General features: G+C 68.6%; 21 protein-coding genes and 1 riboswitch. Of the genes, 7 read left to right on the top strand and 14 right to left on the bottom strand.

What is annotated here, in order from left to right:
- Positions 1-77: 77 nt before the first annotated feature.
- The 3 genes from ACFO8M_RS18685 to ACFO8M_RS18675 all read right to left on the bottom strand — a co-directional run bounded on the left by ACFO8M_RS18685 (position 78) and on the right by ACFO8M_RS18675 (position 977).
- A complete protein-coding gene (locus ACFO8M_RS18685) occupies positions 78-260 on the bottom strand; it encodes a hypothetical protein (RefSeq protein WP_387978335.1) in 183 nt (60 codons plus the stop codon).
- Between the two features lie 94 nt (positions 261-354).
- Positions 355-600: a heavy-metal-associated domain-containing protein gene (locus ACFO8M_RS18680; protein ID WP_387978503.1), complete on the bottom strand. Its 246-nt coding sequence runs from the start codon at positions 598-600 to the stop codon at positions 355-357.
- Between the two features lie 17 nt (positions 601-617).
- Positions 618-977, bottom strand: coding sequence for a metal-sensitive transcriptional regulator (locus tag ACFO8M_RS18675; protein ID WP_387978334.1), 360 nt, complete (start codon positions 975-977; stop codon positions 618-620).
- A 189-nt stretch (positions 978-1,166) separates the two neighbouring features.
- A riboswitch (cyclic di-AMP (ydaO/yuaA leader) is annotated at positions 1,167-1,337 on the top strand.
- Between the two features lie 8 nt (positions 1,338-1,345).
- On the opposite strand from ACFO8M_RS18675, the gene ACFO8M_RS18670 reads away from it, so the two are divergent.
- Positions 1,346-2,281 (top strand): C40 family peptidase, encoded by a 936-nt coding sequence (locus ACFO8M_RS18670; protein ID WP_387978332.1) that lies wholly within the window; start codon positions 1,346-1,348, stop codon positions 2,279-2,281.
- Between the two features lie 197 nt (positions 2,282-2,478).
- Here the strand turns inward: ACFO8M_RS18670 and ACFO8M_RS18665 are convergent, their stop codons facing one another.
- The 9 genes from ACFO8M_RS18665 to ACFO8M_RS18625 form a co-directional block, all read right to left on the bottom strand.
- Positions 2,479-4,107 carry a beta-N-acetylhexosaminidase gene (locus tag ACFO8M_RS18665; protein WP_387978330.1) on the bottom strand — a complete coding sequence of 543 codons (1,629 nt, stop codon included), beginning with the start codon at positions 4,105-4,107 and terminating at the stop codon, positions 2,479-2,481.
- A gap of 216 nt (positions 4,108-4,323) precedes the next feature.
- The gene (locus ACFO8M_RS18660) at positions 4,324-5,697 is read right to left on the bottom strand and encodes a hypothetical protein (RefSeq protein ID WP_387978328.1); all 1,374 of its coding nucleotides are present in this window, start codon (positions 5,695-5,697) and stop codon (positions 4,324-4,326) included.
- A gap of 198 nt (positions 5,698-5,895) precedes the next feature.
- A complete protein-coding gene (locus ACFO8M_RS18655; protein ID WP_387978326.1) occupies positions 5,896-6,915 on the bottom strand; it encodes a hemolysin family protein in 1,020 nt (339 codons plus the stop codon).
- Positions 6,912-8,282: a hemolysin family protein gene (locus ACFO8M_RS18650; RefSeq protein ID WP_387978324.1), complete on the bottom strand. Its 1,371-nt coding sequence runs from the start codon at positions 8,280-8,282 to the stop codon at positions 6,912-6,914. The genes ACFO8M_RS18655 and ACFO8M_RS18650 overlap by 4 nt, the downstream gene beginning before the upstream one ends.
- 158 nt (positions 8,283-8,440) lie before the next feature.
- Positions 8,441-8,848, bottom strand: coding sequence for a heat shock protein transcriptional repressor HspR (locus tag ACFO8M_RS18645; RefSeq protein WP_387978501.1), 408 nt, complete (start codon positions 8,846-8,848; stop codon positions 8,441-8,443).
- 421 nt (positions 8,849-9,269) lie between these two features.
- Positions 9,270-10,403, bottom strand: a complete 1,134-nt coding sequence (gene dnaJ, locus ACFO8M_RS18640; RefSeq protein ID WP_387978323.1) for a molecular chaperone DnaJ — start codon at positions 10,401-10,403, stop codon at positions 9,270-9,272.
- 41 nt (positions 10,404-10,444) lie between these two features.
- Positions 10,445-11,257, bottom strand: coding sequence for a nucleotide exchange factor GrpE (locus ACFO8M_RS18635; protein WP_387978321.1), 813 nt, complete (start codon positions 11,255-11,257; stop codon positions 10,445-10,447).
- Entirely contained in the window at positions 11,254-13,101 is a 1,848-nt protein-coding gene (dnaK, locus tag ACFO8M_RS18630) for a molecular chaperone DnaK (protein WP_387978319.1), read from the bottom strand. The genes ACFO8M_RS18635 and dnaK overlap by 4 nt, the downstream gene beginning before the upstream one ends.
- Before the next feature lie 206 nt (positions 13,102-13,307).
- Positions 13,308-13,745 (bottom strand): hypothetical protein, encoded by a 438-nt coding sequence (locus ACFO8M_RS18625; RefSeq protein WP_387978317.1) that lies wholly within the window; start codon positions 13,743-13,745, stop codon positions 13,308-13,310.
- 573 nt (positions 13,746-14,318) lie between these two features.
- Between ACFO8M_RS18625 and ACFO8M_RS18620 the strand changes: the two genes are divergently transcribed.
- The gene (locus tag ACFO8M_RS18620; RefSeq protein ID WP_387978315.1) at positions 14,319-14,810 is read left to right on the top strand and encodes a DUF1349 domain-containing protein; all 492 of its coding nucleotides are present in this window, start codon (positions 14,319-14,321) and stop codon (positions 14,808-14,810) included.
- 307 nt (positions 14,811-15,117) lie between these two features.
- Here the strand turns inward: ACFO8M_RS18620 and ACFO8M_RS18615 are convergent, their stop codons facing one another.
- On the bottom strand, positions 15,118-17,730 hold the full coding sequence (locus tag ACFO8M_RS18615) for a glycoside hydrolase family 48 protein (protein WP_387978313.1): 2,613 nt from the start codon (positions 17,728-17,730) through the stop codon (positions 15,118-15,120).
- 516 nt (positions 17,731-18,246) lie between these two features.
- On the opposite strand from ACFO8M_RS18615, the gene ACFO8M_RS18610 reads away from it, so the two are divergent.
- The 5 genes from ACFO8M_RS18610 to ACFO8M_RS18590 all read left to right on the top strand — a co-directional run bounded on the left by ACFO8M_RS18610 (position 18,247) and on the right by ACFO8M_RS18590 (position 24,356).
- Positions 18,247-19,584, top strand: a complete 1,338-nt coding sequence (locus ACFO8M_RS18610) for an ABC transporter substrate-binding protein (RefSeq protein ID WP_387978312.1) — start codon at positions 18,247-18,249, stop codon at positions 19,582-19,584.
- Between the two features lie 377 nt (positions 19,585-19,961).
- Positions 19,962-20,897, top strand: a complete 936-nt coding sequence (locus tag ACFO8M_RS18605) for a carbohydrate ABC transporter permease (RefSeq protein ID WP_387978310.1) — start codon at positions 19,962-19,964, stop codon at positions 20,895-20,897.
- The gene (locus ACFO8M_RS18600; protein ID WP_387978308.1) at positions 20,894-21,826 is read left to right on the top strand and encodes a carbohydrate ABC transporter permease; all 933 of its coding nucleotides are present in this window, start codon (positions 20,894-20,896) and stop codon (positions 21,824-21,826) included. The genes ACFO8M_RS18605 and ACFO8M_RS18600 overlap by 4 nt, the downstream gene beginning before the upstream one ends.
- Positions 21,826-23,244 carry a GH1 family beta-glucosidase gene (locus ACFO8M_RS18595; protein ID WP_387978306.1) on the top strand — a complete coding sequence of 473 codons (1,419 nt, stop codon included), beginning with the start codon at positions 21,826-21,828 and terminating at the stop codon, positions 23,242-23,244. The genes ACFO8M_RS18600 and ACFO8M_RS18595 overlap by 1 nt, the downstream gene beginning before the upstream one ends.
- A gap of 32 nt (positions 23,245-23,276) precedes the next feature.
- The gene (locus ACFO8M_RS18590) at positions 23,277-24,356 is read left to right on the top strand and encodes a LacI family DNA-binding transcriptional regulator (protein WP_387978304.1); all 1,080 of its coding nucleotides are present in this window, start codon (positions 23,277-23,279) and stop codon (positions 24,354-24,356) included.
- A gap of 54 nt (positions 24,357-24,410) precedes the next feature.
- Here ACFO8M_RS18590 and ACFO8M_RS18585 read toward each other — a convergent pair whose 3' ends face one another.
- Positions 24,411-26,114: an FG-GAP repeat domain-containing protein gene (locus ACFO8M_RS18585; RefSeq protein WP_387978302.1), complete on the bottom strand. Its 1,704-nt coding sequence runs from the start codon at positions 26,112-26,114 to the stop codon at positions 24,411-24,413.
- Positions 26,115-26,168 lie beyond the last annotated feature (54 nt).

Genomic DNA, 26,168 nt, shown 5'->3' with positions numbered 1-26,168 from the left:
GTACGTGAAGCATCCTATGGGGCGCGTGCGAACGCGTGATCACAGTGTTGAGAACACCGGAGCGGGCCGGTGCGACCTCAGGACCAGTGCGGGGGGCGTTCCGCCATGAGGTCGAGGTCGCGCGCCGAGAACTCGGACTTCTTGGGACGCCGTACGGGGGCCTCGCCCCAGCCGCGGTCGGTGTCGTCGGTGGTCTGGTCCGGGAGCACCGAGAAGTCCTCGTCGAGTTCGACGGAACGTTCTTCGTCGGAGAGTGCCATGCCGTCGACTCTACTTCAGGAGGTCCGCGATTGGGCAATGAAGCGGCCCTGAACACCCGGTGAACGGACGCTCAGGGCCTGAGTACGACGGGGGTCAGGCAACACCGAGGAGTTCGTAGCCTGCTTCGTCGACGGCCTCGCGGACCGCGTCCTCCGTGAGGGCGGCTTCGCTCTTCACGGTGACCTTGCCGGTGTCCAGGGCCACGTCGACGCCTTCGACGCCGGGGAGCGCGGAGAGTTCCTGGGTGACGCTTCCGGCGCAGTGTCCGCAGGTCATGCCCTTGACGACGTACACGGTTTCCATTTCTTCTCCTCTTGGCGATGCTTGCGAGCCATGAATCGGCTCAGGGTGAGTGGTCAGGTTCTGAGCAGTCGGGCCACCGCGTCCGAGGCCTCTTTGACCTTGGCTGCGGCGGCGGTCGGGTCACCCGAGGTCTGCGCTTCGGCGACGCAGTGGGCCAGGTGGCCTTCGAGGAGGTTGAGCGCTACGGCCTGGAGTCCCTTGGTGGAAGCCGAGATCTGCGTCAGGATGTCGATGCAGTACTCGTCGCCTTCGACCATCCGCTGGATGCCGCGAACCTGGCCCTCGATGCGCTTGAGGCGGCGCGTGAGCGCGGCCTTGTCACCGTGGTACCAGTAGTGCTCGTCGTGGCCGTGCGAGCCTTCAGTCGGCTCGACGGTGCCGGTTGCAACCGGGTCGGTCTGATCGCTCGCCATGTCGTTTCCCTCCGGACGTCAGTGTATACCCCTAAGGGGTATATCGGCAACTGCTCGTCATGTCGATGCAGCGGCCCGTAGTATTCCGTGCCATTGTGCGAGAAATTCTCCCTCTGCCCTTGTCAAGGGCCACAACCGCCTCTAACGTGAACCCGTCGCATCGGAAACTCGGGTGCACCCCGCACCCGCCGCGCGGCACCGCCGAGTCGGCGAAGCCCCCAGCTTCACTGAACCGGGGAACCAGCAGTCGGCATCGAACGCAGGGCCGACGGGGTGAATCGCGTCCTCGGGCGCGTAGGGCGACCCTTCCTTCCGCCCGAACCCGACAGCTAACCCGGTAGGCGGCCAAAGGAAGGAGCGCCTCCCTGGTGCGTACCCGGCGAATCGCTGCCGCCCTCACGGCCGCAGCACTGCTCCCCGTGAGTGCCACGCTGTTCACCACCTCCACGGCGAACGCGCAGACGAGCGAAGAGATCCAGGCCGAGATCGACGAGCGCCACGAAGCGCTCGAGAAGGTCATCGAGGACTACAACGCCAAGCGCGAAGAGCTCAACGACGCCAACGACCTGATCGCCGAGATCGAGCTTCAGCTGCCGGCCCTCGAGGCCGAGACCGCCGATGCCAACGAAGCCCTCGCCGATTACGCCTCCGCGGCCTACACCGGCGGCGAGTTCGCGATGATGAACTCGGTCCTCGCCGGCGACCCCTCCGACTTCGCCGACCGCCTCCTGTACCTCGACAACCTCACGGCGGCCGAGAACGAGCAGCTGCAGGCCAACATCGCCCAGGTCCAGGAGCTCGAGACCCGCAAGACCGAGCTCGAGACCCTCAAGTCCAGCGCCGACGAGATCCTCGAGGAGATGGAGCAGCAGCAGGAAGACATCGAGGCCGAGATCGCCGACCTCGAAGAGGAGTACGAGGACCAGTACGCCGAGGAGAACGTTCCCGAATACGACTACGAAGGTTCGTCCGGCGCGGTGCAGTTCGCGATGGACCAGCTCGGCGAGCCGTACGTGTACGGCGAGGACGGTCCGGACTCGTGGGACTGCTCGGGCCTGACGCAGGGCGCGTGGGGCGCGGTCGGCGTGAACCTCTCGCACAACGCGGCCATGCAGTGGGACGAGACGGCGCGGATCTCCCGCGACGAGCTCCAAGACGGCGACCTGGTCTTCTACAACGACCTGGCGCACGTCGGCATGTACATCGGCAACGGCGAGATCATCCACGCCCCGAACTCGACGACCGTGGTGAAGATCGTCGACATCGACTACGGCGGCTCCATCGTCGGCTACGGGCGCCCCTAGCGACCCGGACCTCCGGGCCCTTCGGGGCCCGGACGCAGACTCCCCGGCGACGGCACCGGCGGTCTCGATTGCTGACCCTGCTGCTGACCCGCAATGCGCCGATGCCGCCGTCGGGGACCTACTCATAGTAAAGAAACCCGTGTGAGCCGCTTCGGCGGCCCGCACGGGTTTCGTTTCACCCCAAGACGATTCGGCCGCTATTCGGCCTCAGGCTCGGTGAACGCCCAGTCGAAGCGGCGGTAGCGGCCCGAGCCGCCCTGCTGCCAGGGCTTCGGGCCTTCGAGCGGCCGGTAGCCGATGCCCATGGCGTGCAGGCGCTCCAGGTGCTCGGGGAGCCGGTCGAGGACCGGTTCGGCCGCGCGCACCTCGCGGCTGGTCCACGCGACTTCGGCGAAGACGGCCATGCGCGGGAACGCGGCGTACTCGACGTCGCGCGGGTGCGGCAGGTACTCCGACCACAGCTGGCATTGGGCGCCAAGGATCTTCGACTCGTCGACGCCGTCGGGGGCCGGATCCCAGCCGGCGACCTTCTCGACCGACGTGAGGCCGTGGATGCGCAGCGGCTCACCCTCGTCCTCGCCCTCGTAGTGGTCGAAGTACACGTGGGACTGCGGGCTCACGAGCACTTCGTGCCCGGCTTCAAGGGCCTTCTCGACGTAGGCCTGGGTGCGCCACACGGCGACCGCGGCCTCGGCGGGGGCGCCGCCGTCGAGGATCTCGTCCCAGCCGATCACGCGCTTGCCCATGGCGTGCAGGTGCGCGCAGAACGCCTCGGTGAACCAGGCCTGCACGCCGCGCACGTCCTCCAGGCCCTCCTTCTCCATGAGCGCCTTGGCGATCGGCGAGGACTCCCACTGGGTCATGGGCACTTCGTCGCCGCCGATGTGCACGAACGGGCCGTCGAAGACCTCGCCGATGGCGGTGTAGGCCTCGAGCGCGAAGTCGAGCGCGGCCTGGGTGGGCTCGAGGACCTCTTCGAAGACGCCGAACGTCGGCGACACCGGCTTGTTCTGCCCCGCACCGAGTTCGGGGTAGGCCGCGAGCACCGCGCGGGCGTGCCCGGGCAGGTTCACCTCGGGGACGATCATGATGTGGCGCTCGCGCGCGTACGAGGCGATCTCGCGCAGGTCCGAGACCGAGTAGTGGCCGCCGTGCGGGGTGCCGTCGAAGCCGCGGTCCTCGCGGGCGTGGCCGATCACCGTCTCGGCCCGCCAGGAGCCGATCTCGGTGAGCTTGGGGCGGGAGGGGATCTCGTAGCGCCAGCCCTGGTCGTCGGTGAGGTGCAGCTGGATCACGTTGAGCCGGTGGAGCCAGGCCCGGTCGATCATCTTGAGTACGAAGTCCTTGGGCTGGAAGTGCCTCGCGACGTCGAGCATGACTCCCCGCCAGCGCAGGCGCGGCTCGTCGCGGATCTGGACGAGCGGGACGACCGGCTCGGCGGCGGGGGCTTCGCGGAGGGCGTCGGCGGGCAGGAGCTGGCGGAGGGTGGCGATGCCGCGGGCGATGCCGGCCGGGTGGGCGGCGACGAGGTCGACGCCTTCTGGGGTGACGTCGAGGCGGTAGGCCTCGGCGGCGGTGGTGAAGTCTTCGGGTCGGTGGCCTTCGAGGGCGAGGCGCAGGACGCGGCCTCCTGCAGGGTCCTTTGCGGTGCTTTGTACTACGGGGAGGCGCAGGCCGGTGCCGCGGTTGAGGAGGTCGGAGAGGAGCCAGGCCAGGGGGTGCAGGTCGGGCGCTGCGGCGATGGCGCCGAGGGTGCTCAGGTCGAGGTCGCCGTCTGCGGCGGTGAGCTGCTGCGGCTGCGGGATCAGCGAGATGCGGCGCTGCATGTGCGGGGGCTCCTGTGCTGGTTGAGCTGGTGTGCGGCTCGCGTGGCTTCGCGGGCCCGGGGTGTGCGGGGGCGGCGTAGCGTCCCCACCGAATTAGTTCAGTTTATTTATAATATAGGGCCGCGCCGCGGTCGGCCAGTGCGGAGAGCGTTTTCGCTCTCGTCCCGGTCGACCGCGGCGCGCGGCCGTGCATGTTCATTTGCGAGGCACTGGGCCTCAGCGGACCACCGGCAGCTGCTGGGTCCGGTCTATGTCGGAGCCGTCCCGCTGCTTGTTGAGCGGCAGCGGCGCCGACTCGGATTCGAAGACCCCGCTCGCCGAACCCGAGGTTTCAGGCAAATCGAACCCGCTGCCAGTGAAAGGCGCAGCGAACTCGCTGCCCGTCGTGGGCGAGTCGTAGTCGCTGCTCGAGGAACTCGACGCCGGGAAGATCCGGAGCTCCTCCTCGCCGGAGACCAGCCCGAGCTGGCGGCGCAGGTCCGTCAGGTTCGAACCGGCGCTGTCGCGCTGACGCGAGAGCGCCGCGACCTCCTCGGCCAACGGCTGCACGCGCTCGGCGGCCCGCTCCTCGGCGGCGCGGCGCAGGCGCTCGGCCTCCTTGACCGCGTCCGCCTTGACGACCTTGACCTGCTCGACCGCGCGCTGCACGGCGTCCTTGGCCTGCTGGTCGGCCTCTTCGCGGCGCTCGACGGCCCGGTTCTCGGAGCTGCGAGTGCGCTCCTCGGCGAGCGCGAGGCGGTCCTCCGCCTCCGAGACGATCCGCTGCGCGGTCGCGATGGCCTGCTGGTGCCGGTCGGCCTCCTCCTTCTGGGCCCGCTCGCGCCGGTCGGCCTCGGCGAGGATGAGCTCCTGGGTCTTCTTCTTGCGGTGCTCGGCGGCCTCGGCCAAAAGCCGCTGGGCGGCGTTGCGCTGCTCGTCCGAGTCGCGGGCGGCGTGCGACTTGAGCTCGGTGACCTCGCGTTCGGCCGTGGCCCGCTGGACCGCGATCTCGCGTTCGGCCTGCGAGCGCATCTTCTCGACCTCGGCGCGCGACTGGGTCTGCGCGGTCTGGGCCTCGCGGTGCGAGTCGGCTATGGCCAGATCGTGGTTGCGGCGGGCGTTCTCACGCAACTCGGTGGTCTCGTTGACCGCGCGGGCGCGGATCTCGGTGACGTCCTGGTCGGTGGTGGCGGTGATCTCGGAGGCCTCCGTGTGGGCCGAGCGCACCATCGACTCGGCTTCGGCACGGGCCTCGTTCAGCATCGACGCGGCCATGCGCTTGGCGTCGGCCTTCTGGACCCCGGCGTCCTGCTCGGCGGCGCGCAGGATCTTCTCGACGCGCGCGCCGAGCCCGGCCAGGGTCGGGGCCTCGGCCTCGGCGATCTGCGTGGCCCGGTCGGCGACACGGCGTTCCAGCGCGGAAATGCGTTCCTCCGCGCGGCGGAGCTGCTGCTCCGCGGCCTCCAATGCCCGCGACGCCTCGTCGCGGTACTGCTCGTGGGATTTGATGTTCTGGTACAGCCGGGAAGTGAACTCTTCGACCTGATTGCGGTCGTAGCCGCGCATGGCGACAGCGAATTCCGGCCCGGATTCCTCGAAGAATTTCGACATGCTCTTCCAGAGTCACAGGAAACGGTTGATGAATCATGATCACGCCTGAAAGGCTCGAAACCGGCGACGAACACGCCCGGGCCGCGTGTCGCGGCAAAAACGTCTACTCCAGCGATACCGCTGGGCGAATGCTTGGCTCGCAAGCTTCGCCAAGAAGGCCTCGACAGTTGTCGAGGCCCTCTACTGTGTTCGACTCGTTTAGCGGGCCTTGTCCGTCTCGTCCTCGAAGTCGCCCATGATCTCCTCGAGGAGGTCCTCCATGGCGACCAGGCCGGTGACCTCGCGGTCCGGACCGTGGACGAGCGCGAGCTGCGCCCGCTGGCGGCGCATGAGCGCGACGGCGGCAGCGACCGTGGTGTCGGCGCCCACGAGCAGCGGCGCGGCGGCCAGATCGGCGACCGCGGCCCCCGGTTCGGACTGCACGGCCTCGCGCACGTGGACGAGCCCGACGGGGCGCTCGTCCGCGTCGACCACGACCAGGCGCGAACGGCCCGTGTCGCGGCTGCGCTCCTCGGCCTGCACCGCCGTCGACCCGGACGGGATCGTCACGACCTCGGCCCACGGGATCGACAGCTCGCCGACCGGGCGGCGCTGCACTTCGATGGCGTGCGTGAGCATCTGGTGCTCCGGCTCGCCGAGCATCCCGGCCTCCGCCGAGGACCGCAGCAGGTACCGCAGCTCCTCCGGCGAGTGCGCCTGGGCCTTCTCGTCGGCCGGCTCGACCCCGAACGCCCGCAGGATCGCGTTCGCACCGTGGTTGAGGCCCAGCAGGATCGGCTTCGTCAGCCACACGTAGCCGGTGAACGGCCAGATCAGCGCCATCGCGGAAGCCTCAGGGTGGGTGATCGCCCACGACTTGGGCATCATCTCGCCCACGACCATGTGCAGGAACACCACGATGAGCAGCGCGAGCGTGAACGCGATCGGATGCGCCGCCGCTTCAAGGCCGATGGCCTCCAACGGGACTTCGATCGCGTGCGCCAGCGCCGGTTCGGCGAGCGCGCCGAGCCCGACGGTGCAGGCGGTGATGCCCAGTTGGGCGCCGGCGAGCATGAGCGACAGGTTCCTGGTGCCGCGCAAGGCGGCCCGGGCGGCGCGGGAGCCGTCCTGTTCGAGCCGGTGCTGCCGGGAGGCCACGAGGGCGAACTCGGCGGCCACGAAGAACGCGTTGGCGCCCAGCAGGAGGACGGAGATCAGCAGTGCGGGACCGGTGCTCACGCGTCCACCTCCACGGACTGGGGCCGCAGCTCGATCGCTTGCGGCACATGGCGGGAGCAGGAGACGACGACCATGCGCACCCGGCGGGGGGCTCTGTCGGCGTCGTCTTCGGAGTCGCCCACGCGCGGCACGGCGTCGACGTCGACCGTGTCGCCCGGGTGGGCGATGCGGCCGAGCTGGGCCATCACGAGGCCCGCGATCGTCTCGTAGTGCTCGCCTTCGGGCAGTTCGATACCGGTGGCGTCGGCGACCTCGTCGATGCGCCAGCGCCCGGGGATGAGCCAGGCGCCGCCCGCGAGGGAGACCGGGACGGCCTCGAAGCGGTCCTGCTCGTCGCGGATCTCCCCGACGAGTTCTTCGGCGAGGTCTTCGAGGGTGACGATGCCGGCGAAGCCGCCGAACTCGTCCACGATGCAGGCGAGCTGGCGGTGCTGGCTTCGCATGCGCTCGAGCAGGGTGGGGAGCGGCAGCGAGGCGGGCACGAGCAGGGCCGGGTCGGCGATCTCGCCGACCCGCACGCTGGCGCGGTCCTCGCGGGGGACGCCGATGATCTGTCCGAGGCCGACGACGCCGCGCAGGTCGTCCACGTCGTCGCCGACGACCGGGAAGCGCGAGTGGCCCCCGGCGAGGGCCTCGACGGCGTCGGCCACGGTGGCTTCGGCCGAGAGGGTCTGGACGTTGACGCGCGGGGTCATGGCCTGGTCGGCCACGGTCGCGGAGAAGTCGAGGCCGCGGTCGAGGAGGTCGGACAGGCCCCGGTCGAGGGCGCCCTCGTCGCGGGAGACGTCGATGATGCGGTGCAGGTCTTCAGGGGTCGCGTTGTGGTCGAGCTCTTCGATCGCCTGGATCCCCAAGAGCTTCAAGAGCTTGTTGGAGGCGGAGTCGAAGAACTTGATGATCGGCCCGCACACGGTGAGGTAGGCGTGCGTGGGCGCGGCCAGCGCGAGCGCGAGGGCTTCGGTGCGGGCGATCGCGAGGTTCTTGGGGCCGAGTTCGCCGAGGATCATCTGGACGACGTTCGCGAACAGGAACGCGAAGGTGACGCCGATGGTGACCGAGACGGCGGTCGGGACGCCGGCGACGCCGAGGAGGTCGGCCAGGCCCTGGCCTAGGTACGGCTCGGCGAAGAAGCCGACGAACAGGGCGGTGACGGTGATGCCCAGTTGGGCGCCCGAGAGGGCGAACGACAGGGAGGTGCAGATCTTGAGGGCCCGGCGGGCGCGGGCGGCCCGGCGCGGGTCGCCGTCGTTGGCGATGTCCTGGAGACGGGAGCGGTCGACGGCGGTGTAGGCGAATTCGAGCGCCACGAAGAAGCCCGTGGCGGCGGTGACGGCCAGGATGATGACCAGACCGATGGCTATGAGCATGGCTCACGCCCTATGTGGGGTTCCGATGCCCGGAGCGGTGCGCCGCCGCCGGGCCGGGGACTTCGATGTCGCCCTCGGCGCGGCTTGCGAGCCGCAAATGAGCGTCGTTTTCGTCGCATGGAGCCGATCTTAACGGGACGGAAGGCCGGGGCCGACGGTCATCTTTGTTCACCGCGCCACAGGACGATGTCGGTCGATCGGCCGAACGGTCCGGCCATGGCGCGCAGCTCCGCGAGCTGGGCGCGGGTGCGGTGGAGCTCCTCCACGAGCTCCTCGACGGCGGCGTTCGCTTCGGCGCGCACGGCGTGCACTTCGCGTTCGAGGTCCATGATGCGTTTGATGCCGGCGAGGTTGACGCCCTCGTCCTGGCTGAGGCGCTGGATCTCGCGCAGGCGGGAGACGTCGCGGACGGAGTAGCGGCGGCCGCCGCCCGGCGTGCGGCCGGGCTCGACGAGGCCGAGGCGGTCGTACTGGCGCAGGGTCTGCGGGTGCATCCCGGCCATCTCCGCGGCGGCCGAGATCGCGAGGATCTTGGCGTCGTAGTCGATCACTTCGCCGCCGGGCATGCTCCGGGCGTACGAGACTTCGATGCGCACCTGGTGGCGCGCGCCGTCGAAGGCACTGTCGACAGTGCGGTCGCCGGAACGGCGGGCGGTGCGGTCGGTGGAGCGGTCATCGGGACGGCCAGGCCCAGAGGCCGGGCTCGAGCCGGTGCGGTCCGAAGCGGTCACGGTTCCCTCCCTCGCTCGGTACTCGTCCTACGTGTCGCCGCGGCGCTCCGGCGGCTGCCGGAACCCGGATGCGACGCGGTCGCTCGTCTCGCGAGCGGCCGGTCGGTCGCCGCGGCCGCGTCCCCGGCGCGGGTGCCGGGTACGGCCGCTCGGCTTCCGCCTGGCGCGGGCGCTTCCTTCGCCCACGGAACGCGGGCGAGTCGGAAGCGCACCTTCTGCAGTGCCGATTTACGGCTCGCAAACTTCGCCATGACTGTCATTGGCCCGTCAGCTCTTCCAGCTTCGAGCGATCGGCCGTCGGCGACGCGGCCGCGTACTTCTCCAGGGCATCGCGGGCCTCGGCCGAAAGGGCGTGCGGCACTTCGATGTCGACCGTGACGAGCAGGTCGCCCTTGCCGGGGACGCCGCGGCCCTTGACGCGCAGGACGCGCCCGGTCGGGGTCCCCTCGGGGATCTTCAAGGTCACGGGGCCGTCGAGCGTCGGGACTTTCACCTTGGCGCCCATCGCGGCCTCGGGGAAGGTGACCGGCAGGCGCAGCGTCACGTTGTCGCCGTCGCGGGCGAACAGCGGATGGGACCGCACGGTCACTTTCACGAGCAGGTCGCCGGCGGGCCCGCCGCGCTCGCCCGGGGCGCCGCGGCCGGCCAGGCGGATCGACTGGCCGTCGCCGATGCCGGCCGGGACCCGCACGGTGATGATGCGGTCCTGCGTGGTCGCGCCCGTGCCGCCGCAGTCGACACACGGGTTGGTGACGACGGTGCCGGTGCCCTCGCATTCGGGGCACGGCTGCGCGAAGCTGAACGCGCCCTGGTTCTCGGTGACCAGTCCCCTGCCGCCGCAACGGGGGCAGGTGCTCGGGGCCGTCCCGGGCTTCGCGCCCGATCCGTGGCAGGTCGCGCACTCGCCCGGGGCCCGCATGCGGATCTCGGCGGTGGTGCCCTGCACCGCGTCGGCGAAGTCGAGCGTGATGTGGGTGCGCAGGTCGTTGCCGCGCTGGGCGCCGCTGCGGCGCCGGTGCGAGCCGCCCCCGCGGAACAGGTCGCCGAACAGGTCCGTGAACCCGCCCGAAGTACCCGTGTTCCCGAACAGGTCTTCGAAGTTGACGCCGCCGCCGGGCATGCCGCCACCCGGCATGCCGCCGAAGCCGCCGCGGCCGGACTTCATCAGCTGGATCTGGTCGTACTCGGCGCGGGCCTTGTCGTCGTGGAGCACCGAATAGGCCTCCGAGACGCCCTTGAAGCGCTCCTCGGCGGCCGGGTCCGGGTTGTGGTCGGGGTGCAGTTCGCGGGCGAGCTTGCGATAGGACTTCTCGATGTCCTTCTTGGAGGCGTCCTGCGGCACGCCGAGTATGGCGTAGAAGTCCTTCTCAAGCCACTCTTGCGATGCCACGGGACGCCTCCTTCACTGCAATCGTATTGCGATCCGCATGCCTACGGCTTCTTCGGTCTGCCCTTGCGCTTGCCCTTGTGGTCGTCCTCGGAAGCGGCCTCGGCAGCTTCCTCCGACTCCTCGGGAGCCTCGCCCTCAACCGCTTCCGGCTCGGCCTCGTCGTCAAGCGTCGCTTCCGGTTCCGCTTCCGGCACTTCGGCCTCTACGATCTCGTCCACGACTTCGCCCGCTACCTCGTCAGCGACCTCGGTCTCCGGCTCGGCTTCCGCCGCAACGGGTTCCGCTTCGTCGGACGGCTCGGCGACCGCCACCAGCGCGGGGCGCAGCAGCTTGTCGCCGAGGCGGTAGCCCGAGCGCATCACGTCGATGCAGGTCGGGCCGTCGACGCCCGGCATCTGCATGTGCGCCACGGCCTCGTGGACCTGCGGGTCGAACGCGTCGCCCTTCGTGCCGAAGGACTCCAGGCCGTGCTTGGCGAGCGCGCTGTGGAGCTGCTCGGCCACGGCACCGAAGGGGCCGTTGAGGTCCCCGTGCTCCCGCGCCCGGTCCATGTCGTCGAGCACCGGCAGGAGGCTCTGCAGCACCCCGGCCGTGGCCAGCTCGCTTGCGCGGGCCTTGTCCCGCTCGACGCGCTTGCGGTAGTTCTGGAACTCGGCGGTGATCCGCTGCAGGTCCCGCGTGCGCTCCTCGATGGTCGACTGGAGGACGGCCACCGCGTCATCCGCGGCCTGGCCGTCATCCGAAGCGGCCGCGAGGATGTCGTCCACGGTCAGCTCGGCCTCGGCGCCCTCGGCGTCGCCGCCGGGCTCGGGCGTAGCCGCGTCGTCGGCTTCCTTGTTGCCTTCGTCCGTCACTTCTGGTCCTTGTCGTCGTCGACGATCTCGGCGTCGACGACGTCATCGGCGCCCGAAGCGCCCGGCGCGTCCGAAGCCGGACCGGTCGGCTGCGTGCCCTGCTCGGCCTGCGCCGCCGCGTACATGGCCTGCCCGGCCTCCTGGCTGACCTTGGAGAGCTCCTCCGTGGCGGTCTTGATCGCCTCGATGTCGCTGCCGCCCAAGGCGCCCTTGAGGGTGCCGGTGGCCTCGTTGATGCGGCCCTTGAGGTCCTCGGGGATCTTGTCGCCGGATTCGGCCAGCAGCTTCTCGGTCTGGTAGACCAGCGACTCGCCCATGTTGCGGGCCTCGGCCTCCTCCTTGCGCTGACGGTCTTCCTCGGCGTGCTCCTGCGCCTCGGCCATCATCCGCTGGATGTCGTCCTGCGCCAGGCTCGAACCGCCGGAGATGGTCATCGACTGGGCCTTGCCGGTGGCGGAGTCCTTCGCGGAGACGTTCACGATGCCGTTCGCGTCGATGTCGAAGGTGACCTCGATCTGCGGGACGCCGCGCGGCGCCGGGGGCAGACCGGTGAGCTCGAAGGTGCCGAGCTTCTTGTTGTAGGCCGCGATCTCGCGCTCGCCCTGGAAGACCTGGATGAGCACCGACGGCTGGTTGTCGTCGGCGGTCGTGAAGACCTCCGAGCGCTTGGTCGGGATCGTGGTGTTGCGCTCGATGAGCTTGGTGAAGATCCCGCCCTTGGTCTCGATGCCCAGGCTCAGGGGCGTGACGTCGAGGAGCAGCACGTCCTTGACCTCGCCCTTGAGGACGCCGGCCTGGAGGGTCGCGCCGATGGCGACGACCTCGTCCGGGTTGACGCCCTTGTGCGCGTCACGGCCGATGAGGCGCTTGACCAGGTCCGAGACGGCCGGCATGCGGGTCGAGCCGCCGACGAGGATGACGTGGTCGACCTCGGCGACGTTGATCCCGGCGTCCTTGACGGCCTGCTCGAACGGCTTCTTGCAGCGGTCGAGGAGGTCGGAGGTCATCTGCTCGAACTCGGCGCGCGAGAGCGAGACGTCGAGGTGCAGCGGCCCGTCGGGGCCCGCGGTGATGTACGGGAGGTTGATCGAGGTCTGCGTGGCCGAGGAAAGCTCGATCTTGGCCTTCTCAGCGGCCTCCTTGAGGCGCTGCATGGCCATCTTGTCCTTGGACAAGTCGACGCCGTACTGGCCGTTGAAGGTCTTGACCAGGTGCTGGATGACCCGGTCGTCCCAGTCGTCGCCGCCGAGGTGGTTGTCGCCCGAGGTGGCCTTGACCTGGATGACGCCGTCGGCGATCTCCAGCAGGGACACGTCGAAGGTGCCGCCGCCGAGGTCGAAGACGAGGATGGTCTGCTCTTCCTCGCCCTTGTCCAGGCCGTAGGAGAGCGCCGCCGAAGTGGGCTCGTTGATGATGCGCAGGACGTTGAGGCCCGCGATCTCGCCCGCCTCTTTGGTGGCGGTGCGCTGCGCGTCGGAGAAGTAGGCCGGAACGGTGACGACCGCGTCGGTCACGTTCTCGCCCAGGTAGGCCTCGGCGTCGCGCTTGAGCTTCATGAGGATGCGCGCGCTGATCTCCTGCGCGGTGTACGACTTGCCGTCGATGTCGACGGTCCAGTCGGTGCCCATGTAGCGCTTGACGGAGCGGATGGTGCGGTCCGGGTTCGTGACCGCCTGGCGCTTGGCCACTTCGCCGACCAGCACTTCGCCGTTCTTGGCGAAGGCGACGATGGACGGGGTGGTCCTGGCCCCCTCAGCATTGGTGATAACCGTGGCTTCCCCGCCTTCGAGGACGCTGACCACGGAGTTCGTCGTGCCGAGGTCGATACCGACCGCACGTGCCATGTTGATCTCCTGACGTAGTCGAACAGATGCCTCCGGGATTGGAGACGAGTCTCTGTCTCAAGCGGCCGGGCGGGAACCCCGAACCAAGTTGAGCCGGATAGACTCAATGTTCGACCGGCGGGTATCGACTGTCAAGTTGATCAGGGGAATTGTGACGGACCGCACTAAAGTTGAGTCGGGTCGACTCAACTTTGCGAACGATGGGGCTATCGGGCTCCGGCGGGCGTCCCGCCCGCGGCCTCGCAGCATTCGGTGAGCAGGTCGTCCGCGATCTTCCAGGTGTCGCACGGCCAGGCCTGCTTGCAGGAGGCGCAGTCGATGCCGAGCAGCTGCTCGGGCAGGTGGTCGCGCCACATCGCCGAAGCGAGCGACCAGCCCATGATCTCGGTGATCCCCAGGGGCGCGTCGAGCGGCGGGGGCTGCTCGAGCGAGAAGAGCTTCGAAGGGCCGTCCCGGCGGGAGCGGCGCGAGCGGGCCGGGATCGGCACGACCATCGAAGCCGGATCAGGCGCGGACGGGGCGGATTCGGCGGTGTGCCGCGATCGGCGTGGCGGCGCGGAGCGGTCCTGGCGCGGCACGCCGCGCCCCGGTTCGGGCGCGTCGGCGTCGTGCGGCGCCGGCCTCGCTGAATGCTGCATGCTCACGCTATCTCCTCATTCGCCTTCGCTTCCGTGCACTGCGTACTCCTCTATCCGGATTAACGGTCGAGCAGGCCGCGAGGACACGGGTATGAGCACTCGGCACTCTAGTCCGCCTGTCGCCTATGCGAACAGCGGCGAACTCGCGGGCCATTCCGGATCACATGCAACACGAAATTCTCTACGATTTGCATGCCCATTCACGGCTCGCAAGCTTCACCGATGATGCGGGCCCAGAGCCGGTAAAGCCGCATTGGGGCTGTTTGCAATCCGGCAATGCGGGGGTACCCTGGTCCGCATCGGCCCATGGACCGCGCCGCTATGCGACGCTTTGGGCGACAAGCGCTTCGGCGGGCCGCCGGAGCCTTAGGCCGTACGCTCTCCAAGGAGCGTAACGGAAGCCGCACTTACCGCTGCATAGCCTGGTTGAGCTGGGGTTTCAGGAATGTGACGGATCCGAAGACTGGATTAACTTTGGGTTACGCCGTCCGCTTTGCCCGAAAACGCCCCGATCGCGTGTGGCATCATAGGATTATGCAGTCTCCTTCAGAAGAAGTACAATGGACGGTTGACGGTGGATTGATCACTCCCTACTTCGAGATCAAGACCACCTTCAGTCGCAGCGCAGGCACCGAGCACCTGCGCGAACACGTCTACATCTACGGCCTCGAGCTCGAAGGCGACGGCGAGATCGCCATGCGATTCCGTCCCGAACACCGCCACCAGCACGCCGAGGCCTCCCTCACCATTCGCGTCGACGATTCCAACTGGGTCAAGACCGGCGCCGAATACCTTGGGGGACAACACCTCGTCTCCACGGTGACCACCAGGGAACACACCAACTGGTCGCTCTCCCCGGTCGACACCGAATCCGACGAGATCTGGCTGCGGCTCATCCGCGCCGGAGGCACCGTCACCGTGGCCCACGCCGACGACGGCGTCGACTACACCACCATCGCCTCGACCTACCTCCCCGGTGGCCTACCCGCCATGGCCGGCATCGCCAGCACGCGCCCCGTGACCGAGAGTTTCTGGGACGCTCTGCAAGACCTCGACATCGACGTCGACTGACCGGACACGGACTGCCACAACAACATTCAGCGCACTGGCGGTGGGGGCCGGAAAGCGCTGAGCATAGAGGTCGGGCCCGGTGGGCCGAAACCGAACCCCGTCCGGCGGACCCGACCTGTGTGCTCAGCAGCGGACTCACAACGAGAAGCAGCACTGCGGCACAAGCGAAGCGGCGAACGACAGCGGCGCATCGCGAACAGCGCGAATAAAAACGGCGCGACCGGAAGCTCATGCAACCGATCGCGCCGTTCACTGCGTATCTGTCAATGCGGCGCCCGGCTTGGTCACCGGGCGCCGCGTCATCTCGTTACTCGAAGAGCGAGGCGTACAGCTGGAACGCCGTCGCCACCTCGACCTGGTGCCAGTAGCGGTGGTACTGGAACTCCGGAGCCGGACCCGTGCAACCGCCGTCGATGTAGGCCTGGACCTGGTCCCAGCCCTCGAACTCCTTCATGAAGGACCGGGTCTCGATGAACGACACCCCGTTCTCCAGCACGTCGCCGTTCGGCATGGTGCCCGTCCACCCCTCGGGGATGTAGACCTCGTCGCCGAAGCGGCAGTAGTCCGCCCGGCCCTCGGTCTGGGTCACGCCGACACCGTCGTTGACCGCCCACAGGCCGTCGAGGAGGTTCGAAGCGGCCGTCTGCGACGCGGTGTCGCCCGTGGCCGCCGCGTGGTAGGCCAGGATCTTCGCGAACGCACCGGCCACACCCGGGTCCTTGGACATGGTGCTCACCGTGGCGGTAAGACCCGCCCCCGGCTCGCCGTTCCACTCCAGGTCGCCCGGCAGGCTGTAGTCCGTCGCGCTGATCTCGCTCTCCGAAAGGGCCCAAGCGACCCATTCGTCGAGCAGGCCGCAGGCCCGCTCGTCACCGGTGGCGTAGCACAACTGCGCCGTGCGGTCCATGCCCCAGACCTGGAAGCCGAACCAGCGGTTCGACGGCGGGTCGTGCCACACGGGCTGCTCGTCGTAGTACAGGCCCTCGAACTCGGCGCTCGTCGTCGGAGTGCCGTAGTTGCCGCCCCAGTTGTTCGTCGCACCGCCGGCGATGGCGCCCGCGCCCTGCGAACCCTGCGGGACCTGGAGCCACTCCAGGAATTCCAGCTGGGCGTCGAGGCTCGCGGCCCAGTCGGCCGCCGCGGTCGGCGAGTCGGGAGCCAGCCCGCCCTCGGAGAGCGCGTACGCGGCCATCGGGTTCTGGTAGCCCTGGTGGACACCGGAACCGCCGATGCGGAAGGACCAGTCGCCGTTCATGCCCGCGCCCCAGGAGTAGTACCAGGAGATCAGGTGGTGGAACGAGCTCTTGCCGCTGCCGTCGGGGCAGGTGCTGATGCCGATGCAGTCGCCCGCGATCTGCTTGAAGTACTTGTCCGCGAACGAGTACCGCAGGAAGTCGCCCATCTTGGACGCGTTGTCGAGCGATCCGGAGATCTGCGACTCGGCGCCCTGCTCGGCGGCCCACTGCTGCGCCATCCACGCGACCTGGACGGCGCGCGCGTCGGCGTCGGGGGCGTCGGTGTAACGCTGCTGCTGCGAGTACTGCGAGTCGCCCACGAACAGGTCGAGGAAGCCGTTCTCACCGCCGAAGTCGAAGGTCTCGCACGACGGGTGCGCCACCGTCTCCCACGTCGACTCCTGCGAGCCGCGCTGGAACGTGTTCATGTACGCGGGCTCGGTCGTCCCGTCGCCGCACTCGCCGAAGCCGTAGGCGTTGTCCACGTCCAGGATCCAGTGCATGCCGTACACCTGGTTGCTGCCGTAAGTGTTGCGCAGTTCCGCACCGAGCGGGTCGTCGCCGACCGGAGCGTTGAAGTCCAGCTGCGTCGGGTAGTCCGTGACGTCGCCCGACTCCGGCGCGTACGACGCCGGCGAACTCGGGTTGTAGTTCGTCGGGTTCAGGTCCGGGATCGCGTACTGCTCCGTGATGTCCCACGACTCGTTGTAACCCGACCAGTCGCCGGTGACCTGGCCGTAGGCGGCCTCCAGCCACTGGAGATAGCTCAAGGCCTCAGAGGTCGTCTCGTGGCCGTAGTCCGGCGCCTCGACGATGAGCTCCTCCACCGAGTGGTAGGGGACGCCCGTCTCGTGCAGGTACGGGGAGTCCGCGCCCGCGAGCTGGTCGTACATCGTGAGGAAGCGTTCCTCGTTCTGCGTGACCTCGCCGAGGTCGGCGACCGTGACGACCACCTGCACCGGCTCGAAGCCGGGCGAGGAGACCGTGAACGTGGCCGAGTCCGACGGGGCCGCGTCGGCCGCCGCGCTGAACGTGACCGGCTTGGTGGCCGGGGCGCCCGCCGGGAAGCTGAGCGAAGCGCCCGAAGCGACCGAGATGGCGGTCGAACCAGAGGTCCGCGCCGTGGTCACCGTGGCCGCCGATTCGGTGGCGGCCGAGAAGCCGACGTCGATCGAGGTGGTGGAGCCGGCGTCGACGACCACGTTCGCGCGCGAGACTTCGAGTTCGGGCTCGACCGGCTCCTCGGAGCCGTCGCAGGACTCGCCGTTGACGGTGATACCGGTGGGCGCGGTGGCCTGGCCCGAACCGATGAAGCCGAAGACCTCTTTGCTCTGGCCCGCGCTCACCGACCCGTTCCAGCCCACGTCAGAACCGGTGAAGTGGCCCCCGCTCTGGCTCCAGTCCACGTTCCACGCGCTGGAGACGGTGGTGCCGGTCGGGAAGTCCCATTCGATGTCCCAGCCGTTGAGGCCGGCGTCGCCCGCCGTGATGACGACGTTGGCCTGGAAGCCCCCGCCCCAGGTCGAGACGACGTTGTACTGGACCCCGCCGCAGTACTCGGCGGCGAAGGCCTGAGGGGCGGCCACCGCGGCGAAGGTCCCCACGAGGGCGACCGGCAGCGTCACCGCCGCGGCGCGGCGCCATCGGCGCCGAGGCCGTGGCGGGGCCAGATTGTCGAGTTCCATTTGGCTACTCCTGTGGGTGGTGTGTCCGTTTTCGTGGGAGCGCTCATGCCGGGACGGCCGCCTTCGAGCCGCACGAGTGGAACGAATCGGACCGCTTTGCGGAAGCGCTCCCAAGTCATGCTGCCAAGCTTCGTACCTGAATGTCAATACATCGACATCTCTAAATTTATGCCCGGACCGGACGAATCATCGCTAATTGGCAAACATTTCGCCAGCTCATCGCCTTGTTCAGTTCGACGCACAGTTATAGATCTGCGACCTTCGATTTCCCGACCGTGGGCGGCGCTGTAACAAACGAGTAACTACCCTCACACCCGGACTTGCGCCGTGGAACACGCTCCCGTACGATCCTGGTATCGCTCCCAAGGGCGATCGCCTCGGCGGTTTCAGTCCGCGGGCCGCCGTGCACCCACGGCGGCCCGCACCCCAGCCGCCATGTGCGCCAACGGAATTAAGTCCCTCAACCCCTCTGAAAGCACATCGCGCCGCCGAGGCGCTCGGAAGGAACCAGCAAAGATGCATTTCCTCAATCGCAAGAACGGCCGGGTCGCCCTCGCGGCCGTCGCCGCAGGAGCGCTCGCGGTCACGGCCGCCTGCAGTGGCAACGGCGGCGGCGGTGACGACGCGACCGGCGAAGACGGCAAGATGAAGCTCACCGTCTCCACGTTCAACACGTTCGGCTACGTCCAGGCCGGACTCGAAGCCAAGTACGAGGCTGACCACCCGGACGTCGACGTCGTCTTCGAAGGCGACGGCGTCCAGTTCGGCGAGTACCGCACCGCGCTCGAGACCGCGCTCGACACCGGCTCCGGCTTCGGCGACGTCGTCGCCATGGACGAGCAGGCCACTCCGCAGCTGTTCCAGAACGGCGACCACTGGTACGACCTGGCCGCTTATGAAGGCCGCTCGGGCGACTACCACGAGAACACCTGGAACCTCGGCCACACGCCCGACGACAAGCTCGTGGGCCTCGGCACCGACATCGGCGGCATGGCCATGTGCTACCGCTCCGACCTGTTCGCCGAGGCCGGGCTCCCGACCGACCGCGAAGAGGTCGCCGCGGCATGGGCGGACTGGGAGGGCTTCAAGACCGTCGCCCAGCAGTTCGTCGACTCCGACGTCGACGCCGCCTTCCTCGACAACGGCACCCAGCTGCAGAACATGCTGCTGAGCCAGTTTGCCGGCCAAGGCGACGGCGCGATGTACGTCGACGACGACGGCAACCTGACCCTCGACTCGGACGCCGCCACCAAGTCCCTCGACCTGGTGTTCGAACTGACCGAGATGGGCGCCGTCGGCAACTTCCCGTCATGGGGCGAGGAGTGGAACGCGGCCATGGCCGCCGGCGGTTACGCCGTCATGCCGTGCCCGGGCTGGATGGCCCGCGCGATCATCGAACCCACCTCCGGCCCGGACAACGCCGACAAGTGGGACATGACCGCCGTTCCCGGCGTGGCCGGCAACTGGGGCGGCTCGTTCCTGGCCGTCCCCGCCAAGGGCCCGCACCCCGAGGAGGCCGCTGAACTGGCCTCGTGGCTGACCGAGCCCGAGCAGCAGATCGCGGTCTTCGAGGCCGTCGGCAACTTCCCGTCCTCGCCCGCCGCTCAGGCGGACCCGCGGGTCGCCGATTACTCCAGCGCCTACTTCAACGACGCTCCGTCCAGCCAGATCCTGATCGACTCGCTCGCCACCTTCCCGGCCCTGGAGTACTCGTACTTCCACCCGCCGGTGCAGGGCGCGGTCGAGACCACGATCAACGGCATCGTCGACGGTTCCATCGAGATGGGCGACGCCCACAACGCGATCAAGTCCGCCGCTGAGGACGCCATCGAACTGGCCGGCGCAGGCCTGTAGCCCCGGCGGGCCCGGCCCGGCGGAACCTGCCTCCGCCGGGCCGGGCCCGGATCCGGCGGCGCCTTCTCAGGTGCCGCCAGATCCAATGCCGCCGATAAGGACCGGCGTCGTGGTTCCTCGGAACCGTTCGACGCGTCCCCCAGGACCGGTACCCGGCATCGGCGGCACCGTGTCGGCCCGCCGCGCCCCAACCCGCGGCGGGCCGGCTCCCCCGAAACGAACATTCAGCCGCTGCGAAGCCGGCGCGCGAGCAAGTCCTGAACCGAGGACCCGCAGGAGTCCGTCGTGAGGGCCGCGAGACGGCTCGGCAGGCGCCATACCGACCCGTCCCGTTCTCGGCGAAACCCGCGAGCCGTCATTTGGCAAGGAAGGCCCCCATGACCACCCAGAAAACGGCACCGCGCCTGACCTGGCGAGAGCGGTTGACCCGCGCCGACATCAAGATCACCCCGTACGCATTGGTATCCCCGTACTTCCTGCTGTTCGCCGTCTTCGGCGTCTTCCCGATGGGCTACACGCTGTACGCGTCGCTGCACGAGTGGAAGATCGGCAATCCCGAGCGCACCTTCGTCGGGCTCGACAATTACACGTTCCTGCTGACCACGTACGACCGCTTCAACTGGTCCGTGGTCAACACCCTCGGCATGTTCGTGATGGCCACGGTGCCGCAGATCGTGTGCGCCATGATGGTCGCCAACGCCCTCAACAAGCGCCTGCGCCGCCCCATGCTGTGGCGGATGCTCATCCTCGCGCCCATCGTCACCTCCGTGGTCGCCGTCGGCGTCATCTTCGCCCGCATCTGGGGCAACGAATACGGCATGGTCAACGGCGCCTTGGAGTTCATCGGGATCGACGGCGTCAACTGGCAGGGCGAGCGGCTCTCCTCCTGGTTCGCCATCTCCTCCATGGTGGACTGGCGCTGGATGGGCTACAACGCGCTGATCTTCCTCGCCGCCATGCAGACCATTCCCAAGAGCATGTACGAGGCCGCCACGGTCGATGGCGCCTCGCCCCGGCAGCAGTTCTGGAAGATCACGATCCCGCAGCTCAAGCCGGTCCTCATCTTCACCGTCTTCGTGTCCTCCGTGGGCGGCATGACCATGTTCGTCGAGCCGATGATGTTCGGCGGCGGGGCGCTCAACGGCGGCCCCGAAGGGCAGTTCCAGACCACCGCGATGGTCCTGGTCGACATCCTCCGCACCCACGGCAACTACGGCATCTCCTCCGCGGCCGGCTGGCTCCTGTTCGTCGTCATCGGGATCGTCGCGGCCGTCAACTTCCTCGTCGTCAACCGCATTCAGGGGAACAAATGAGCACCGCAACCGCCCCGCGCAGCACCGTCTCGACCGCTCAGCGGCCCAGTACGCCCAAACCCCCGCGGCGCAGGCGAAGCAAGGGCCAGATCGAGTCCGACGGGGTGTTCGCCCCCACTGTCATGACGCGCATCGGGCTGGCCTTCGTCGCGCTCCTGTCGATCTTCCCGCTGTACTGGATGATCGTCATCGCCTCCCGGACGACCGCCGACGCCGCCGGCTTCCCGCCCGCGCTCCTGCCCGGCGGCAACCTCGGCGAGCACGTCCAGGCGGCCTTCGCCCACCCCGAGGCCGACCTGCTGCTGGGCCTGCGGAACTCGTTCATCATCACCGGCACCGTCACGCTCTCGGTGGTGCTCATCTCGACGCTCGGCGGCTTCGCGTTCGCCAAACTGCGGTTCCGCGGCTCCAAGATCCTCATGGGCACGGTCCTGTTCTCCATGATGGTGCCGCTCCAGCAGCTGGGCATCGTGCCCTTGTACATGATCATGGTCGAGCTCGAATGGATCGACACCCTCCAGGCCGTGATCCTGCCGTTCATCGTCAACGGCTTCGGCATCTTCCTGATGCGCCAGTACGTGGAGCAGGCCGTCCCCGACGAGATCATCGAGGCCGCCCGCATCGACGGCGCCACCACCATCGGCATCTGGTGGCGCATCGTGCTTCCGGCCCTGCGCCCGGCGATGGTCGTCCTCGGGCTGCTCACGTTCATGCTCAACTGGAACGAGTTCCTCTGGCCGTTCATGGTGCTGAGCGATGAGAACCCCACGATCCAGCTGGCGATCCGCCAGGCCTCGACCGCCATGTTCAATGCCGACATGTCGATGGTCTTCACCTGCACCCTGATCTCGATCATTCCCATCGCGGTCCTGTTCGTCGTCTTCGGACGGCAGATCGTCCACGGCATCATGGAAGGTTCTGGCAAGTAATGAGCAACGATTTCGACGGGTCGTTGGCGACCCGATTCCCAAGCGGCTTCACCTGGGGCGCGGCGACCTCCTCCTATCAGGTGGAGGGGTCGACCACGGCCGACGGCCGCGGACTGTCCATATGGGACGCGTTCGTGAACGAACCGGGCCGGGTGGTCGACGGCTCCAACGGCGACACCGCGATCGACTCCTACCGCAACATCCCGGGGGACGTCGCCGCCATCAAGGCCCTGGGCCTCAACAGTTACCGGTTCTCCCTGTCGTGGCCCCGGATCTGCCCCGACGGAGACGGCCGGGTCAACGCGGCGGGCCTCGCCTACTACTCGAACCTCGTGGACGCCCTCCTCGCCGAGGGCATCACCCCGTGGATCACGCTCTACCACTGGGACCTCCCCCAGTCGCTCGAAGACGCCGGCGGCTGGCCCGAGCGGGCCACCGCGCTCCGCTTCGGCGAGTTCGCCGAGATCGCGCACGCGGCGCTCGGCGACCGCGTCAAGCACTGGATCACCGTCAACGAGCCCTGGTGCGCCGCGTTCCTCGGCTACGCCTCCGGCGAGCACGCCCCAGGGCGGCGCGAACCGGCCGCCTCGATCGCCGCCGCGCACCACCTCATGCTCGGCCACGGCCTCGCCGCCCGCGCGATCAAGGCCGCGGACCCCGAGGCCACGGTGAGCATCGGGCTGAACTTCTACCCCGTGCACGCCGCCAGCGAGACCCCCGTCGACCTCGACGCCGCGCGCCGCGTCGACGGCGTCCAGAACCGCTGGTTCACCGACGCGGCCCTGCTCGGGGTCTACCCCGAGGACATCGTCGAGGACTTCAAGGCCGTCACCGACTTCTCGTTCGTCGAGGACGAGGACATGGAGACGATCCACGCCCCCGTCGACATCCTCTCGGTGAACTACTACAGCCGCTTCACCGTTACCGGTAACGGTGGTGCGACCTCGGCTTCCGCCGCCCCCACCGGGGCCGGTTCGGCGTGGCCCGCCAACGAGCACATCGGGTTCGTCTCGTCCGGGTTCCCCGTCACCGACATGGGCTGGGAGATCGAGCCCTCCGGGCTCAGCGACATGCTGCGGCGCCTCCACGCCGGCTATCCGGGCGTGAAGCTCGCGGTCACCGAGAACGGCGCGGCCTACCCCGACAAGATCGAGGACGGCGAGATTCACGACCCCGAGCGGCTCGAGTACGTGCAGGGCCACCTCGAGGCGTGCGCCGACGCCCTCGATGCCGGGGTCCCGCTCGTGGGCTATTTCGCCTGGTCGCTCGCCGACAACTTCGAATGGGCCTGGGGCTACACGAAGCGGTTCGGACTGGTGTACGTCGATTTCGAGACCGGTGAGCGCACGGTCAAGGACTCCGGGCGCTGGTACGGCGACCTGGTGCGACGGGCCCGTTCGAACCGTGAGGCAGAATAGATCCACACAACCGTTGCCCGAGGTGATGCACGATGACCGAGACCCAGCTTGAGGTGCCCGGCGAACCGACGCCGGTCAGAACCGAGCGCCGACGCCGCTCCGGCGGCCGGCCGACGCTCGACACCGTCGCCCGCCACGCGGGGGTCGGCCGGGGCACGGTCTCGCGCGTCATCAACGGCTCCCCCAAAGTCGCCGAAGACACGAGGGCGGCGGTCCTGGCCGCGATCAAGGAACTGGGGTACGTCCCCAACCAGGCGGCCAGGACCCTCGTCACCCAGCGCACGGACACCGTGGCACTGGTGGTGACGGAGTCGCAGGAGTGGCTCTGGAGCGAGCCGTTCTTCGCCGGCGTGCTGCGCGGGATCACCGAGCAGCTCGCCGAGGAGAACATGCGGCTCATGCTCACCTTCGCGCCCCGCGACGGCAACCGGGCCGACCTCGAGTCCTACCTCATGGGCCAGCACGTCGACGGCGTCATGATGGTCTCGAGCCACTCCGGCGACCCGCTCCCCGAACGCCTCGAAGAGGCCGGCATCCCCATCGTCCTCTGCGGCACCCCCGCCGGGTTCCGCCCGATCGCCTACGTCGACTGCGACAACCGCTCGGGCGCCCGGCAGGCCGTGGAGTACCTGGCCGACAAGGGCCACAAGCGGATCGGCCTCATCGCCGGTCCGCAGGACATGGCCGTCGGCGTCGACCGCCTCAGCGGCTACCGCGACGGCCTCCGCGGCCACCGGCTCCCGGTCGAGGAGTCGCTCGTATCGGTCGCCGAAGGCTTCGACGAGGCCAGCGGCATCAAGGCCGCCCGCCACCTCTTCGACACCGCCGGCGACCTCGACGCGGTCTTCGCCCACTCCGACCCCCTCGCGATCGCGACGCTCCGCGTCGCCCGCGAACGCGGCATCCGCGTCCCCGAAGACCTCGCCCTGGTCGGCTTCGACGACTCCCCCCTGGCCGAAGTCGCCGAGCCGCCGCTCACCACGGTCCACCAGCCCACCGAGACCATGGGCCGCGAAATGGCCCGCCTCCTGTGCGGCCGCATCCGCGGCGAGGAGGCCGGACCGCTCGTGACGATCCTCGGCACCAGGATCGTGGTCCGCGAATCCGCTTAAGACGCAACGAGGAAGGGCCCGGCTCTATTAGAGCCGGGCCCTTCCTCGTTGCGGTCAGGCGATGAACTTGATCGAGTTCCAGCCAGTGCCGACCTGAGCTCGCGAGCCGTAGCCACCGGCGCCGTTGCCCCTGTACAAGAACAAGGCTCCATCGGACTTTCGACGGGCGACCCAGTCGGTGTGCCCGTCGCCGTTGAAGTCCCCGACAGCGGCCACCGAGTCGTAGCCGACCCAGTTGCAGCTCATCTTGACCCCGGGCTTGAGCGTCCCGTTCCCGCGACCGCCGTAGAAGTACATGCAGTTGTCGGAACCGCGGATCGCGAGGATGTCGGCGTGGCCGTCATGGTCGAGGTCCCCGGGAGCCGTGATCTCTCGCATCGCGTTCCAGCCCGTGCCGATCTTGACCCGAGTGCCCACACGGCCGTCCCCCTTGCCGGGGTACAGCCACAGGTATCCAGTCGACTTTTCGCGGGCGACGATGTCCACCTTGCCGTCCCCGTTGAGGTCCTGACCACCCACGATGGCGCTCATCGAGTTCCAGCCGCTGCCGATCGCGACGATCTGGCCGTTGAGGAAGTTGACCTCGTGGCCGGGGTGCATCTCCAGCAGTCCGTCGTCGGAGCGAATGAGGAGGTCGGGAATCAAATCCCCGTTCATGTCGCCCGCGGACTCCACGAGCGTCATGCCGTCGATCTGGAAATACAGATTGCGACGCGAACCGAAGCCGCCCGTTCCGGTCCCAGGGTAGAAGGTCAGGTCCGCCGGGGTCGCGGACCTGACGGCGACGAGGTCGGAGGCGTAGTCCTGGTCGTAGTCATAGGCGTGCTCGTAAGTGGTCGCGGGAAGCCGGTACACGGTGCCGACGGTCGCGAGCCTGGTCTTGAAGCGCGCGTTGCTGTAGGCGTCGCCCTCCAAGAGCAGGAGCTCCCCGGACTGCCGCCCGATGGCGACGAAGTCCTGGTAACCGTCCTCGTTCCGGTCTCCGGCCGCCACCACCTGGCGGTACCGGGTGGGGTCGGCATCGGAGTACAGCGAGCCCGTGTAATAGGACGGGTACGGCTCGAACCCGCCCTCCCCGTCGGATTCCAGGTGCAGGTAGTTGCCGGCGGTGATGCTGTGCAGGAGGAGTTCGGGTCCATTGCCGTGGTCGACCGTGGTCATGGAGTCGAACACGGCCCATCCGGTGCCGAGATCCTCATCGACGACGGCGACGGTCCGAGCGCCGAACGTGCCGTCGCCCTCGCCCGGATAGAAGTACAGCAGACCGTCGGCCTTGCGGACCGCGTAGAGGTCGAGGAGTCCGTCACCGTCGAAGTCGCCTGCGGAACTGAAGGCGACCATGGTGTTCCAACCGCCGCTGACCAGGATTCGAGCTGCAAAACCGCCGCTGCCGTCGCCCGGGTAGGTGTAGAGGTTGCCGGTCTTGCCGTCCCTTGCCAGAAGGTCGGGGAGGCCGTCCTCAGTGAGGTCCCCGGCCATGGCGATGTCCATCTTGCCCCAGCCGCCTCCCTTGGAGACCGGGGCCGGGAGTGTCTCGCCGCCGTCGCCCGCGGAGAAGAGCAGGTGGCCATCGGACTTCCGGACCATGTAGAGGTCCTGGAAGCCATCGCCGTTGTAGTCGTAGTGGTCGCCCGCGGTCTCGGCGGCCTGTGCCGTCCCGGCGCCTTGAGAGATCAGTAGGGTTGCGCCGAGGACCATCGCGGCCGAGGCCGCGATCCGCTCGGCAACGCGCCGTTTCGGTCGGAAGATTTCATTCATGTGCGGTCCTGTGGTGCTCAAGGGGATGCCGGATTTCAGCCGCCGCGGGACGGC

The organism is Glycomyces rhizosphaerae (assembly GCF_042647865.1).
Lineage (GTDB): Bacteria > Actinomycetota > Actinomycetes > Mycobacteriales > Micromonosporaceae > Glycomyces > Glycomyces rhizosphaerae.
This window is presented reverse-complemented; position numbering and strand designations above follow the sequence as displayed.

Bases quoted from the DNA above. Each gene is read 5' to 3' on its own strand.
- ACFO8M_RS18585 (WP_387978302.1), bottom strand. From the start codon at position 26,114: ATGAATGAAATCTTCCGACCGAAACGGCGCGTTGCCGAGCGGATCGCG.
- ACFO8M_RS18645 (WP_387978501.1), bottom strand. From the start codon at position 8,848: ATGCCCGGCGGCGAAGTGATCGACTACGACGCCAAGATCCTCGCGATC.
- ACFO8M_RS18605 (WP_387978310.1), top strand. From the start codon at position 19,962: ATGACCACCCAGAAAACGGCACCGCGCCTGACCTGGCGAGAGCGGTTG.
- ACFO8M_RS18675 (WP_387978334.1), bottom strand. From the start codon at position 977: ATGGCGAGCGATCAGACCGACCCGGTTGCAACCGGCACCGTCGAGCCG.
- ACFO8M_RS18665 (WP_387978330.1), bottom strand. From the start codon at position 4,107: ATGCAGCGCCGCATCTCGCTGATCCCGCAGCCGCAGCAGCTCACCGCC.
- ACFO8M_RS18600 (WP_387978308.1), top strand. From the start codon at position 20,894: ATGAGCACCGCAACCGCCCCGCGCAGCACCGTCTCGACCGCTCAGCGG.
- ACFO8M_RS18610 (WP_387978312.1), top strand. From the start codon at position 18,247: ATGCATTTCCTCAATCGCAAGAACGGCCGGGTCGCCCTCGCGGCCGTC.
- dnaK (WP_387978319.1), bottom strand. From the start codon at position 13,101: ATGGCACGTGCGGTCGGTATCGACCTCGGCACGACGAACTCCGTGGTC.
- ACFO8M_RS18615 (WP_387978313.1), bottom strand. From the start codon at position 17,730: ATGGAACTCGACAATCTGGCCCCGCCACGGCCTCGGCGCCGATGGCGC.
- ACFO8M_RS18685 (WP_387978335.1), bottom strand. From the start codon at position 260: ATGGCACTCTCCGACGAAGAACGTTCCGTCGAACTCGACGAGGACTTC.
- ACFO8M_RS18595 (WP_387978306.1), top strand. From the start codon at position 21,826: ATGAGCAACGATTTCGACGGGTCGTTGGCGACCCGATTCCCAAGCGGC.
- ACFO8M_RS18650 (WP_387978324.1), bottom strand. From the start codon at position 8,282: ATGCTCATAGCCATCGGTCTGGTCATCATCCTGGCCGTCACCGCCGCC.
- ACFO8M_RS18590 (WP_387978304.1), top strand. From the start codon at position 23,277: ATGACCGAGACCCAGCTTGAGGTGCCCGGCGAACCGACGCCGGTCAGA.
- ACFO8M_RS18660 (WP_387978328.1), bottom strand. From the start codon at position 5,697: ATGTCGAAATTCTTCGAGGAATCCGGGCCGGAATTCGCTGTCGCCATG.